13 protein-coding genes and 2 pseudogenes are annotated in these 12,378 nt (G+C 60.0%); 12 read left to right on the top strand and 3 right to left on the bottom strand.

The window, feature by feature from the left end; genetic code table 11:
* The first annotated feature begins 435 nt into the window (after positions 1-435).
* Positions 436-1,092 (top strand): hypothetical protein, encoded by a 657-nt coding sequence (locus ACSQ36_RS20775; RefSeq protein ID WP_213767974.1) that lies wholly within the window; start codon positions 436-438, stop codon positions 1,090-1,092.
* A gap of 5 nt (positions 1,093-1,097) precedes the next feature.
* On the opposite strand, the gene ACSQ36_RS20780 is transcribed toward ACSQ36_RS20775, so the two are convergent.
* Positions 1,098-1,295, bottom strand: a complete 198-nt coding sequence (locus tag ACSQ36_RS20780) for a hypothetical protein (RefSeq protein ID WP_213767975.1) — start codon at positions 1,293-1,295, stop codon at positions 1,098-1,100.
* A gap of 61 nt (positions 1,296-1,356) precedes the next feature.
* Complete coding sequence (locus ACSQ36_RS20785; RefSeq protein WP_346730631.1) at positions 1,357-2,430, bottom strand: AraC family transcriptional regulator; 1,074 nt, start codon at positions 2,428-2,430, stop codon at positions 1,357-1,359.
* Between the two features lie 227 nt (positions 2,431-2,657).
* Here ACSQ36_RS20785 and ACSQ36_RS20790 point away from each other — a divergent pair, with 227 nt between their 5' ends.
* The 6 genes and pseudogenes from ACSQ36_RS20790 to ACSQ36_RS20815 form a co-directional block, all read left to right on the top strand.
* Entirely contained in the window at positions 2,658-3,791 is a 1,134-nt protein-coding gene (locus ACSQ36_RS20790; protein WP_436184903.1) for an acyl-CoA dehydrogenase family protein, read from the top strand.
* A 421-nt stretch (positions 3,792-4,212) separates the two neighbouring features.
* Entirely contained in the window at positions 4,213-4,956 is a 744-nt protein-coding gene (locus ACSQ36_RS20795) for an IclR family transcriptional regulator (protein WP_213767977.1), read from the top strand.
* 57 nt (positions 4,957-5,013) lie between these two features.
* Positions 5,014-6,072: a cyclase family protein gene (locus ACSQ36_RS20800; protein ID WP_213767978.1), complete on the top strand. Its 1,059-nt coding sequence runs from the start codon at positions 5,014-5,016 to the stop codon at positions 6,070-6,072.
* Positions 6,073-6,090: 18 nt separating this feature from the next.
* On the top strand, positions 6,091-6,792 hold the full coding sequence (locus tag ACSQ36_RS20805; RefSeq protein WP_213767979.1) for an SDR family oxidoreductase: 702 nt from the start codon (positions 6,091-6,093) through the stop codon (positions 6,790-6,792).
* Position 6,793: 1 nt separating this feature from the next.
* Positions 6,794-7,753, top strand: coding sequence for a 3-hydroxyacyl-CoA dehydrogenase (locus ACSQ36_RS20810; protein WP_436183410.1), 960 nt, complete (start codon positions 6,794-6,796; stop codon positions 7,751-7,753).
* A gap of 80 nt (positions 7,754-7,833) precedes the next feature.
* Positions 7,834-8,922, top strand: a pseudogene (locus ACSQ36_RS20815) (TIGR00366 family protein); the annotation flags it as partial.
* Between the two features lie 23 nt (positions 8,923-8,945).
* Here ACSQ36_RS20815 and ACSQ36_RS20820 read toward each other — a convergent pair.
* Positions 8,946-9,368 (bottom strand): hypothetical protein, encoded by a 423-nt coding sequence (locus ACSQ36_RS20820; protein WP_436181452.1) that lies wholly within the window; start codon positions 9,366-9,368, stop codon positions 8,946-8,948.
* Here ACSQ36_RS20820 and ACSQ36_RS20825 point away from each other — a divergent pair.
* The 5 genes and pseudogenes from ACSQ36_RS20825 (at position 9,367) to ACSQ36_RS20845 (ending at position 12,227) form a co-directional block, all read left to right on the top strand.
* Positions 9,367-10,614 carry an ISL3 family transposase gene (locus ACSQ36_RS20825; protein WP_436181453.1) on the top strand — a complete coding sequence of 416 codons (1,248 nt, stop codon included), beginning with the start codon at positions 9,367-9,369 and terminating at the stop codon, positions 10,612-10,614. The two genes, ACSQ36_RS20820 and ACSQ36_RS20825, sit on opposite strands and share 2 nt — an antisense overlap.
* Positions 10,615-10,621: 7 nt before the next feature.
* Positions 10,622-10,888 (top strand): annotated as a pseudogene (locus ACSQ36_RS20830) (TIGR00366 family protein); the annotation flags it as partial.
* 30 nt (positions 10,889-10,918) lie between these two features.
* A complete protein-coding gene (catC, locus tag ACSQ36_RS20835; RefSeq protein ID WP_213767982.1) occupies positions 10,919-11,203 on the top strand; it encodes a muconolactone Delta-isomerase in 285 nt (94 codons plus the stop codon).
* A gap of 25 nt (positions 11,204-11,228) precedes the next feature.
* The gene (locus ACSQ36_RS20840; protein ID WP_213767983.1) at positions 11,229-11,525 is read left to right on the top strand and encodes a YciI family protein; all 297 of its coding nucleotides are present in this window, start codon (positions 11,229-11,231) and stop codon (positions 11,523-11,525) included.
* A 318-nt stretch (positions 11,526-11,843) separates the two neighbouring features.
* Positions 11,844-12,227: a DUF427 domain-containing protein gene (locus ACSQ36_RS20845; protein WP_436183411.1), complete on the top strand. Its 384-nt coding sequence runs from the start codon at positions 11,844-11,846 to the stop codon at positions 12,225-12,227.
* Positions 12,228-12,378 lie beyond the last annotated feature (151 nt).

Genomic DNA, 12,378 nt, shown 5'->3' on the forward strand with positions numbered 1-12,378 from the left:
ATTCGTTTGGCAGATATTTGTCAATTATTCGTGTGGAAGATATTCGGCAATTATCTGTCACACGCATAATTGTCATTTATTCGTGTGAGAGATATTTTTCACAAGCCGCTCCGACATCGCACGATGCCGAGTGTTGAGCAGACTGAGTGGATCTAGCTTCCGCTTCCTGAGTCCTCAATTCCGCGCACTTCTTTTCACGCGGGGTTGCCCTTAAACCACGCGTTTTGTGTCGATTCTGCGGGTTTTTACCGCCTGCATAGACAAAACGCGCATTATTGAGATAACGGTAAGATTGCGGTCAGATGCCCACCTAGGCGACGCCCCTGATCACGATCCGGCTCGTCGCCGTGATGACGGGCTCGCCAGGACCTAAGCGTCAAGCGCATGTGACCCGCTGCGCGGCGTTTGCGAGTCCGTCTGCTTGGAGACTAGCCCATGGAAGATTTCGATGAAACGCTGTACCTCGTGTGGCAAGCCAACCTGAATGTGCTTGCAGGCTCGCCGGCTGGCGGCGCGAGGATTGCCCGCATGATGAGTTTTTCCCCGTCGTACATGAAACTGATCCTGGCCGGAAGGCGTGATTTCAGTGAGGAGTTCGTGCGCGGGGTGGAAACCGTCACCGGCTTGCCGCCGCGCTGGCTGGACGAGCGCCGCGACCGGCGCGACATTCCGCCCGAGACCCAGCGCGCAATGGATGAGGAAACGCCCGCTGCCGTTTTTCGCGGCAATGCGCACCCGGCGCCCAAGCGGCCCGTCCTGCGTGGGCCGGAGCCGCTCCTCTCTCAGATGGAGGCGACCCGGCGCATCGCCGACCAGGCGCTCCAGCAAGTGGAGACGCATCGGCGGGACCAGATGTTCCGGCGCAACCGCGACCTGTTATTGGCCGACCTGCGGCGCGTGGAGCGACAGCTTTCGATGGTCCAGCTCGATGGCATCAATGCGAAGGCGGAGGATTTGCGCGTGTCGGGAAAACTGGACGACCCGGTGAAGGCCGATCTTGCCGGACGGATCGAGCAGATCGACAAACACCGGGCAATGCTGATGCAGCATGTGGAGAAGCTGGCCCTGCTACTGACCGGTCTGGACGACTAGAGCGGCTAACGCGTCCGCTTGCCGTGGCTGTCGTGATCGTTGCGAGGCTTCGGCTCGGGCGCAGGTTCATGGTCGACCGAGATCGCGACCGGATCACTTGCGGGAAAACTCTCGTCCAGCGCTTCGTCCAGGGCGGCCTCGCGATGATTTGCGTCTACCGGCGCTTCCGGCTTGCTGTGCGGTGGTGTTTTCGCTTGCGGCATGGCAACACTCCTTCAATGGACCGGCAAATTTCACTATAGCAGCGCGACGGTGTGTGCGTTGTCATGCACTGGCGTCGACGCCGGTACGCATGCCGCGATATGCCGCCGGCCGCACCCCCGTCCACTTCCTGAATGCGCGATGAAATGCGCTGGGTTCTGCGAACCCGAGCGCATGCGCGATCTCCCCGATAGTCTGCGTCGTGTCGGCAAGCCGCGCGATGGCGAGATCGCGCCGCAACGCATCGCGGATCGACTGATAGGTCTCGCCCTCTTGTTTCAGGCGGCGTCTCAACGTGGCTTCGGCCATGTTCAGCGCCGCCGCAATGCCTTCGCTATCCGGCCAGTCGATGGGCGGCGCCGACCGCAATTTGCGGCGAATCCGCGCGGCGAGCGAATCGGGATTGCGATATTTCACGATGAAATTGGCCGGCGCCTCGCGCAGGAAAACCTTCAGCGTGGCGGCCGTCTGAACGACTGGCAACATGACGCAGTCCGGCGCGAGATCGACATACGACGCGGGTTGGTCGAAGAACATTGCATCGCAGAACATCAGCCGGTATTCGGCGGCTGCCGCCGGTTCCGGGCAGCGCAGATGCGCGGCCAGCACCGGGATGCGACGGCCGGCCAGCCAGCACAACAAACCATAGATCATGATGAACGCGGTTGCGTAAGCGAACATCGGGCGCGGTGAGCGGGTTTCAATGCCGGTGTCGACGAGGCGAATTCTTACGCGCGTGGGGCCGGTGTCGATTTCGCATCGCAGGTCGTCCAGCACGAGCCGCAGGAAACCCGCGATGCGGGTCAGCGCCTGCCCAGCGTCGCGCGAACCCAGCGCCGCATGACAAAGCAGCGCGAAGCTGCCACGGCGCATCGGATGGCTGTCCTGGCCGAAGAATTCATCGTCGAGCACGTCTGCGACGGCGCTCCACAAGCGGCCGTATTGCGCCGCCGATACGCGGGCGAGCGGTGCCGCGAGCGTGGCGGGGTTGATGCCCGCTCGCTCCAGTAACGCGACGCGTGCCACGCCACGGCGCTCGGCGCACCGCAGCGCTTCTTCGACGAAATCTCCCGCTATGGTTCCGCGTTCGTTGCCTTGGCCGCGTGGCGTCCTGGGAGCGGGCGGAGCCGCGGTCACGGCCGGCCGGGGCCGTTGAACATGCGGGCTTTTCTGTGTTGGGGTAGTCGTTGGGGTAGTCACTAGGTGGCGCATTCGCTCAGGAAGCTTGATCGTTTCAGGCATCGGCAGACGGGCGCGTCGCGCCTAGAATCTGGCGTGAGGCTATTTGCCATCGCTTCACGCTTAAGCGCAGCAGTGTAAGCCCAGTGCGTTTCCCTGTATTTCACACGAGCCAGACCATCATGATCGACAGCTTCCTGACCGATGACCAACGCATGATCCGTGACGCCGCACGCGACTTCGCCACCGAAGTGCTGGCGCCGCACGCGGGCCAGTGGGACCGCGATGCCGCTTTGCCGGACGAAGTGGTGCGGCAACTCGGCGAGCTCGGCTTGCTTGGCATGATCGTGCCCGCGGAGTGGGGCGGTACGTTCACTGATTACGTGGCCTATGCGTTGGCTATCGAAGAAATCGCGGCGGGTTGTGCCTCGTGTTCCACGCTGATGGCCGTGCACAATTCTGTCGGCTGCGGACCGATTCTCGCGTTCGGCACTGAAGCGCAAAAAGCTGAATATCTGCCGAAACTGGCAACCGGCGAGATGATCGGCGCGTTTTGCCTGACCGAGCCGCAAGCCGGATCGGAGGCTAATAATTTGAAGACGCGCGCTATCGAACGCGACGGCCAGTGGGTGCTTTCCGGCGCGAAGCAGTTCACGACGAACGGCGCGCGCGCGGGCATGGCGATCGTGTTCGCCGTTACCGATCCGGAGCTTGGGAAAAAGGGTTTGTCGGCATTCATCGTACCGACGAATACACCGGGCTTTAACGTCGGGCGACCCGAGCACAAGATGGGCATCCGCGCCTCGGACACCTGCCCGATTTCACTCGAGGACTGTACGATTCCTGCGGCCAACCTGCTGGGCGCGCGCGGCGAAGGGTTGAAGATCGCGTTGGCTAATCTCGAGGGTGGGCGAATTGGTATCGCAGCGCAGGCGGTGGGCATTGCGCGCGCGGCCTTCGACGCGGCGCGCGCTTATTCGCATGAGCGCGTGCAGTTCGGCAAGCCGATCAAGGAGCATCAGTCGGTAGCCAACCTTCTCGCCGATATGCAGACCAGCCTGAACGCGGCGCGTCTGCTTGTGTTGCACGCCGCGCGCATGCGCACCGAAGGTTTGCCGTGCCTGAGCGAAGCGTCGCAGGCGAAGCTGTTTGCATCGGAGATGGCGGAGCGGGTTTGCTCGCAGGCTATCCAGATTCACGGCGGTTATGGGTATCTGGAAGACTATCCAGTCGAGCGTCATTATCGCGATGCTCGCATCACGCAGATCTACGAAGGCACGAGCGAAGTGCAGCGCATGGTGATCGCGCGGCAGCTTTAGAGTGCACGGAGATTCAGTGTGACGATGTCCAAACCACGCTGATTGACGCGGTCAGTTCGGACGGTTCGAAAGCGGCGAAGCCTTGTATGAAGGCTTCGCCGCTTTTTATTGCTCCCGGATAGGCTCACCGCTCGCATCCTGCAGGTTCTCACCGGTCGTCGTATTTCGATCCTGGAAAGAAAACGAATGCCCGGGGAGTCGATGATCAAATCCAGAACGAGGATATTTATAAGGATAGCTATCTATTTAACAATCGCCCGCACAATGAAAGAGGCAATCTGTTTCTCGTGACAGCCGGCGGCTGATTTCTTCAGGCTTCGTCCGGAATTGTTCAGACCAGAAGGCGTGAGTGGGAGCAGATTTCTAGGTGTATACCCCAAATCTATTGCATTCAAGTTATCGATATACCGATAATGTTGTCATGGATGTGAAAACTGCAGTGCGCGTCTTTGACGTGATCAACCTGTTTGCCGAAGTCCGGCAGCCGATGATCTACAGCGAGATTGCGCGTCGAACCGAAATCCCTTTGTCGAGTTGTCATGCGCTTTTGCAGACGATGGTGGCGAAGGGTTATCTCTACGCGCCGGGCGTAAAAGCAGGTTATTACCCGACGCAGCGCTTGTTGCATGTCGCCCGCGACATTTGCAGCGAGGACCCGCTGACGCTGCTGTTCCAGCCGTTGCTGACAGCATTGCGTGACGCGACGGGCGAAACAGCTGCGCTCGCGACGCTCGCGGGCACTCGGGTTGTCTATCTCGACGTCATGGAATCACGCCAGAAGATTCGCTACAGCGACGAACCTGGCGGCTTCATGTACGTCCACGCCAGCGCGGCAGGCAAGGCGCTGCTCGGCGCGTTGCCGGTGGATGCACGCCGGCGCCTGCTTGACAATTGCGAGCCGCTGAGCGCATCGACGGACGGTTCGGTGATCGATCGCGCGGCGCTGGAGGTTGAAGTGGAACAGGGCGTGACGCTTGGCTGGCATCGTTCGACCGGGGAGAACGTCGAGGACGTTGCAGGCCTGGCGAAGGGATTCTCGATCCACGGCGAAGCGTTCGCGCTTGTTATCGGCGGCCCGAAGGCGCGCTTGCTGAAGAACCAGGAGCACGCGGTCACGGCGCTCCTCGATATTTTCGACCGGATACCGCAGACGTTGATCGGCTAGCGGCTGTGATGATGTTGGTCGCGCCGACGGCTCAAGACGTCGTGCAAGGAGAAGAACATGCAGGATCAGAGGCGCTGGAAGAACCGGCCTGACGGTTCAAACTGGGGCGATTTCGGCCCCGACGATCAACTCGGACGACCGAACCTGATCACCACGGAACAAGTGCTGAAAGGTGCGCGCGAGATTCGTGCGGGCCTGAGTTTCTGCCTGTCGCTGCCGCTCGATTATCCGGGCGACAGCAAGCTGAATGTGCGTCGCCATCCTCCGGTTTTGCGGCCCACGACCAAGGATGGCCTGTCCTATGTGAACTTTCCGTTCGCGCGCCTGGAGGAGCAGGCGACCGACGTGGTCAGCGACGATCAAGTCCTGATGAGCCTGCAATATTCCACCCAATGGGACTCGCTTGCGCATGTGGGCGCGCTCTTCGACGCCGACGGCGACGGCGTGGCGGAAAGCGTCTACTACAACGGCTACAAGGCGAACACGGACATAGTCGGGCCAATGGAATACCGTCGCGACGACGCGTTTGCGCCGCACGTCTGTGGCAACGAACATAGCCACGCAGAAGCGCTCGGTATTGAAAATCTCGCGGTGAAGGGCATGCAGGGACGCGGCGTTCTTGTCGATCTGGTGGCGCATTACGGGCGCGAGCATCGTACCGTGGGTTACGACGACCTGATGTTCGCCATTGACGCAGACAAGGTACAGATCGATCGCGGCGATATGCTGCTGCTGCGCACCGGGTTCGCTGAACTGGTTCTGGAAATGAACCGTCATCCCGATGAAGCCGTGCTCAACAGTCAGTGCTGCGCACTCGACGGCCGCGACCAGCGGCTGTTGCAGTGGCTGACCGATTCGGGCATTGCCGCGCTGGTGGCGGATAACTATGCGGTCGAACGTTATCCGGCGCGTCCGGCGGAAGGTCACTATCCGCTGATGCCGCTGCATCATCATTGTTTGTTCAAGCTCGGCTTACCGCTCGGCGAGCTCTGGTATTTGCGCGATCTGGCGGCATGGTTGCGTGCCAACGCTCGTTCACACTTCATGCTCACGGCGCCGCCGCTGCGTCTGCCGGGCGCAATGGGTTCGCCCGTGACGCCGATCGCAACCGTCTGATTTCATAAAGCACACGATATGACACGAGAACGAGTTTTGATTACCGGCGGCGCGGCCGGAATCGGTGCGGCCTGCGCCGAACGCTGTGAAGCAGACGGCTTCGAAGCCGTTGTGATTGACCGGGTGGGCAGCGGGTTTATCGCTGATCTTTCGGATACCGAAGCAACCGCGAAGGCACTCGATCAGGCGCTCGCGGGAGGCCCGATCACGCGGTTGGTCAACAATGTCGGCGTGGTGGTACCGGCCGGCGCAGGTGAGCAAAGTCTCGAAGAACTCGAGCTCGCGTGGTCCCTGAACGTGCGTTGCGCCATGCAGTGCATGCAGGCGCTGCTGCCGGGCATGCAGGCCGCGGGTTTTGGCCGTATCGTGAACATGTCTTCGCGCGCGGCGCTGGGCAAGGAACTACGCACTGCATACTCGGCGACCAAGGCCGCGTTGATCGGCATGACACGCGTATGGGCCCTCGAACTCGGCCGTCATGGCATCACGGCGAACGCGATTGGCCCTGGCCCGATCCGCACTGAGCTCTTCGATCGCGCGAACCCGCCGGACAGTCCCCGTACGCGGGCGATTGTGGAAAGCGTGCCGGTGAAACGCGTGGGCACGCCGGAAGATATCGCGCATGCCGTGTCCTATTTCCTCGATGCCCGCAGCGGTTTTGTCACCGGCCAGGTGCTCTATGTATGTGGCGGAATGACGGTCGGCGTGGCGGGAGTCTGAGATGAGCACGGCTGATATCCGGCGTGTGGCGATCGTGGGGGCGGGGAGCATTGGCGTTGCGTTCGCCGTGGTGTTTGCGCGCGCGGGATGGCCCGTTCGCCTGTTCGATCCAGAGGTGTCGCGCCGCGATGCTGCACCGGGAGAGATCGGGCAGCGCCTGAATGAACTAGCGCGTTTTGGATTGCTCGACGAGGCCGCTGACACGGTGGCGGCGCGGGTCCAGATGGCAGCGTCCATAGAAATAGCGGTTGCCGACGCGGATTTCGTGCAGGAGTGCGCACCCGAGCGGGTGGACATCAAGCGTGCGCTGTTTGCGCAACTCGATGCTGCCGCGCCCGCGAAGGCGATCTTCGCCAGCGCTTCATCGGCGTTAACGGCATCCACCTTTGTTGATGACTTGGCCGGCAGGCATCGTTGCCTGATTGCGCATCCGGGCAATCCACCCTACTTGATTCCCGTGATCGAGATTGTGCCCGCGCCTTTTACCGCGCCTGACGTCACGACACGCACGCTGCAGCTTTTCCGCGATGCCGGCCTGCAACCCGTGCTGGTATCGAAAGAAGTCGAGGGGTTCGTCTTCAACCGGCTGCAGGGCGCCGTGCTGCGCGAAGCGTATTGCCTCGTGCGCGACGGCGTTGCGACCGTCGAGGACATCGACACGGTCATGCGTGACGGCCTCGGCTTGCGGTGGTCTGTGATCGGACCATTCGAAACGGTGGACCTGAATACGCGCGGCGGCATCAGTTCGCACGCGCAGAAGATGGGGCCAGCATACGAACGGATGGGCGCGGAACGCGGCCAACACGATCCGTGGACACCGGAGCTGGTCGAGAAGGTGGCTGCGGCAAGGCGCGCAGCGGTGCCGCTTGAACAATGGGAAGAACGCGTGGCATGGCGCGACCGCGCATTGATGGCGCTGGCCCGCCACCGGCGGTTGGCGGCTTCAGGCAACGATACCTGAGAGCCGGGCTACCGGCCTCTTTGCGGCGAGAACGTGACTAAAAATTTCGCTTAACTAAATAATACGATAGAGACATTGCAATGCAGAAAATAACGGGATTCTTCACTGAACTGATGCGCAAGTATTTGCCAGATCCGTTTGTATTTGCGATCGGGCTGACCCTTCTCACCATGATCCTTGCCGTATTGGTGCAGGGTCAGGGCATCGTGGCGCTGACAACAAGCTGGGGCAAGGGCTTCTGGACGTTGCTCGCGTTCACCACGCAAATGGCCGTGATCCTGGCGATGGGTTACGTGCTCGCGACCGCACCGCTGACTGAGCGATTCCTCGATCGCATCGTGATGCGAGTGCATGATCCGCGTATGGCGATCATTGTTGCCACGCTGGTGGGCGGCATCGGCAGTTATCTCAACTGGGGCTTCGGGCTGGTGATCGGCGGCATTGTCGCGCGCAAGCTGGCGCTCAGTGTGAAGGGCGTGCATTACCCTTTGATCATTGCGTCGGCCTATAGCGGTTTCACGCTTTACGGTCTCGGATTATCGGCAAGCATTCCCGTGCTCATCTCAACCAAAGGTCACCCGATGGAAGCGCAGATGGGCGTGATTCCGCTCTCGGAAACCATCTTTTCTCCGACCATGCTCGTGACCAGCTTGGTCGTGCTGATCACGCTGCCCTTGCTCAATGCATGGCTGCATCCGAAGCCGGGCCAGCCTGTGACCGAGATTGACCGCACGCTTGAGGAGCGCACGCGAGCAGCCCAAGCGGCTGTTCCCGCCGACGCCGGCGACGAACACACGTTCGCCAGCCGCCTGAACAACAGCCGCTTGCTGAGCGGCTTGATTGGATTGATCGGCGTGGTCTACGTGGTGCTGTATTTCCACGGCGGCGGCACGATGGATCTGAACCTGATCAACTTCATCATCCTGTTTCTCGGCATCATCTTGCTGGGCACGCCGATCCGTTACGTGGAGAAACTCAACGAAGGCATTCGTACGATCAGCGGCATCATCCTGCAATATCCGTTTTACGCGGGCATCATGGCGATCATGGCGTCGTCGGGACTGGTCAACACGTTTTCGGAGTTCTTCGTCAAGATCGCGACGCCGCATACGTTGCCGTTCTGGGGCCTCATCAGCTCGTTCTTCATCAATTTCTGGATCGTCGGGGGAATCTGTGGGTGAAATCGATGGATTCAGGCGGCGTTGAGGAAACAACATAGCTTTCGGCAGGTGGCATCGAAGAGGCCTTGCTCGCGCTCAGAGCGGTCATCCAGGAGTGGGCCACCGTCTTGCTCGTCGATATACCGTAACAGTATTGAGCGGGCGTCCAGCCTCCTGAGTTCGCGGTAAAGCTGCCGCTCTTCAACGAGACGACCACCGAGCATCCAGATGAAGTCCCGATGCTGGTGCAGGGTTTTTCGGCTGTAACCGCTGTCCAGAAGATGCAGGAGATACGGTGTGAATATCTTGACGAGATCCTGTCCGAACGGAATGTCCTGTTGCTCAAAGCTCCAAGACTTGGGCCAGTTTTGCAGGTCGGGAACGAGTCGTTCAAGAGCGCTTGATTCGGGTGTGACAATGGCGGTATTACCGACGATTTTTCGCTTGCTAGCCATGCTTTTGACCCGCTTGCTCAATTCCTGTCATCATTTCCCCGGTTTCGTTTATGAAGGGGCGCGGCTGTGCGACAGGACGCAGACCATTGAGATTGACGTGCGCCCACGTAAGGGATCCAAACCAGTTTGTTCGTGCTGCAACGAGCGCGCAAGCGGCTACGATACGCTCGGAGAACGTCGCTTCGAGTTCATCCCAATCTGGGGTTTTGCCGTCATTCTGCTGTATTCGATGCGTCGTGTCGATTGCCGTCGGTGTGGCGTAAAGGTTGAGACGGTACCGTGGGCTATCGGCAAGCATACGTTGACCAAGGCATACATGCTTTTTCTGGCCCAGTGGGCTCGTAAGCTGTCGTGGAAAGAAACCGCGCTGAGTTTCCGCACCAGCTGGGAGAAGGTCTTCAATGCCGTGGAATGGGTAGTCGACTGGGGGCTGAATCATCGTGAGCTCGGGACGATTCGCGCTTTCGGCGTTGACGAGATCCAGTATGGCCGAGGGCACCAGTACCTCACGCTCGTCTACCAGATCGAGGCCGGCCGCACGCGACTGCTCTGGGTCGGACAGGAACGTACTAAGGAGAGCTTCGCGAAGTTCTTTGCGATGATCGGCAAGCCGCTGTGCGAGAAGGTCGAATTCGTGTGTTCCGACATGTGGAAGCCCTATCTCGAAATGATAGCGCGTCATTGCCCGAACGCCCTGAATATCCTCGACCGTTTCCACATCGTTGCCAAGATGAACAAAGCGATCGATGAGGTGCGAGCCGATGAGGCCAGGCGCATGTCGCGTGATGGCTATGAGCCTGTTCTCAAAAAATCCCGCTGGTGCCTGCTTGCGCGACGCGAGAACCTTACTGGCAAACAACGCGTTCGCCTGCGTGACCTACTCCAGTACAACTTACGTAGCGTACGTGCCTATCTGCTCAAAGAAGAATTCCAGCAACTCTGGGACTACATCTCTCCTGTCTGGGCGGGCAAGTTCCTCGACCAGTGGTGCAAGCAGGTGATGCGCTCACGCATCGAGCCGATGAAGAAGTTTGCCCGGACCGTGCGCTCGCACCGGGATCTGATCCTCAACTACTTCCGTGCCAGAAAGCAGTTCTCCAGCGGCGTTATCGAGGGGCTGAACAATAAGGCCAAAGTCACTATGAGAAAAGCGTACGGCTTCCGAACCTTCCGAGCCACAGAAATCGCGCTCTATCATGCACTTGGCAAGCTTCCCGAGCCTCCATCCACCCACACTTTTTACTGACGAACCCAATTTCTTCGCACCTTCAGGCGGCGGTCACTGGGTCATCCAGGGGCCGTTCATGATCGAGGCGGCGAAGGCGATTGGCGCGTCCGTGGGGCATACGGCCACTGCGGTCATGCTCGGCAACGCCTGGAACGACCTGATCCAGCCGTTCTGGATCCTGCCGGCGCTCGCGTTGTCGAAGCTCAAGCTGAAGGACATCATGGGTTATACCGTCATCATGATGTTCTGGATCGGTATTGTTTATACCGTCGCGATTCTTTCGTGGGGCTAGGCGGTTCAATCATCTTCCGGAGGTCCGATCATGTTGTTCCTGGTTCATATGGTGGTACAGATTCCCCTCGATGCCGACACCGAGCTCATCGATAGCCTGAAGGCCGACGAGAAAGCGTTCTCGCAAAAACTGCAGCACGAAGGAAAGTGGCGTCACTTGTGGCGCGTGGCTGGGCAGTACGCGAACTACAGCGTCCTCGACGTCGGGTCCAACGACGAGCTCCATACGTTGCTTAGCTCGCTGCCGCTCTTTCCTTACATGGCGATCCAGGTCACGCCGCTTGCGCAGCATCCGTCGGCTATCGCGCAGAACTAGAACCGAGTTCGATAAAAGGAGTGTCATGGCGTTCATTATCGAAACGTGGGACAAGCCCGGTCACGCATCGGTGCGCATTCAAGAGCGCGACGTGCACCTGGCCTATCTCGAAGCGAACAAGGCACTGTTGCTTGCGTGCGGCGCGAAACTCCAGGACGACGGCAGTAACGCGGGCGGCGGCTTGTATGTAGTCGACCTCGAGACGCGTGAGGAAGTCGAACGTTTCATCGCGAACGACCCGTTCGCGCTTGCCGGTTTATTCGAGCGCGTGACGATTACACGCTGGCGCAAGGCCTATGTAGACGGCAAGGGTTATTTATAGGCCGTGCTGCATTGCTTTCATGCGGCTCGCCATGGTTCGACCCGGCAAGCGGCGTGACGCTCGGCAAGTCAAACAATTCTTTCAACATCATTTCTGCTGGCTGACTGTTCCGCGCGTGTTCCCGCCGCTGCGGCTTATCTGTTTCTTGACGCAAGCATCCTGTCCTGGCGGCCGATCTGCCAAGGCGGTGGTACCGACGCGCACACACGCGGGGTGCACGGCAAGAAACCGCGCTTTCCGATACCCTGCAGTATTCGCAGGTAACGACTATCTCACTTCGCTGAGTCCGTTCACCCTTGCTTCAAGGAGCACGAAGCCATGCAGACCAAAACAGTCAGGATTCCCGGCCCCGATCACCCCATCACGATCGAGCCCAACCCGGCGCGCATCACCGTCACGATCGGCGGGCGTGTCGTTGCAGATACCCGCGAGGCACTGACGTTGCGCGAAGCGTCGTACCCGGCGGTTCAGTACATTCCGCGTAAGGACGTCGACATGTCGCTGTTGCAGCGCACCGACCACGCGACCTATTGCCCGTACAAAGGGGACTGCTCGTACTACAGCATCCCGCTGGGTGGCGAACGTTCCGTGAACGCGGTATGGACCTATGAAGACACCTATCCCGCGGTCGCCCAGATCAAGGACCATCTGGCTTTCTATACGGATCGGGTAGACAAGTTCGACGTGCAACCGGCCGGCTGACACAGGCATGCGGCGTCGCCCGCGCGGCCGCATGCATCGGCGATGCCACGCGCCTTCAAAAGGACGAACGACTCACCAAGCCGTCCTTGATTGATAGCCGTTCGTGCACGCTTTTGCCATTCGACGTATTTTATCGATGACGCCACGAGCG

The sequence above is a fragment of the Caballeronia sp. LjRoot34 genome (assembly GCF_964253815.1).
Lineage (GTDB): Bacteria > Pseudomonadota > Gammaproteobacteria > Burkholderiales > Burkholderiaceae > Caballeronia.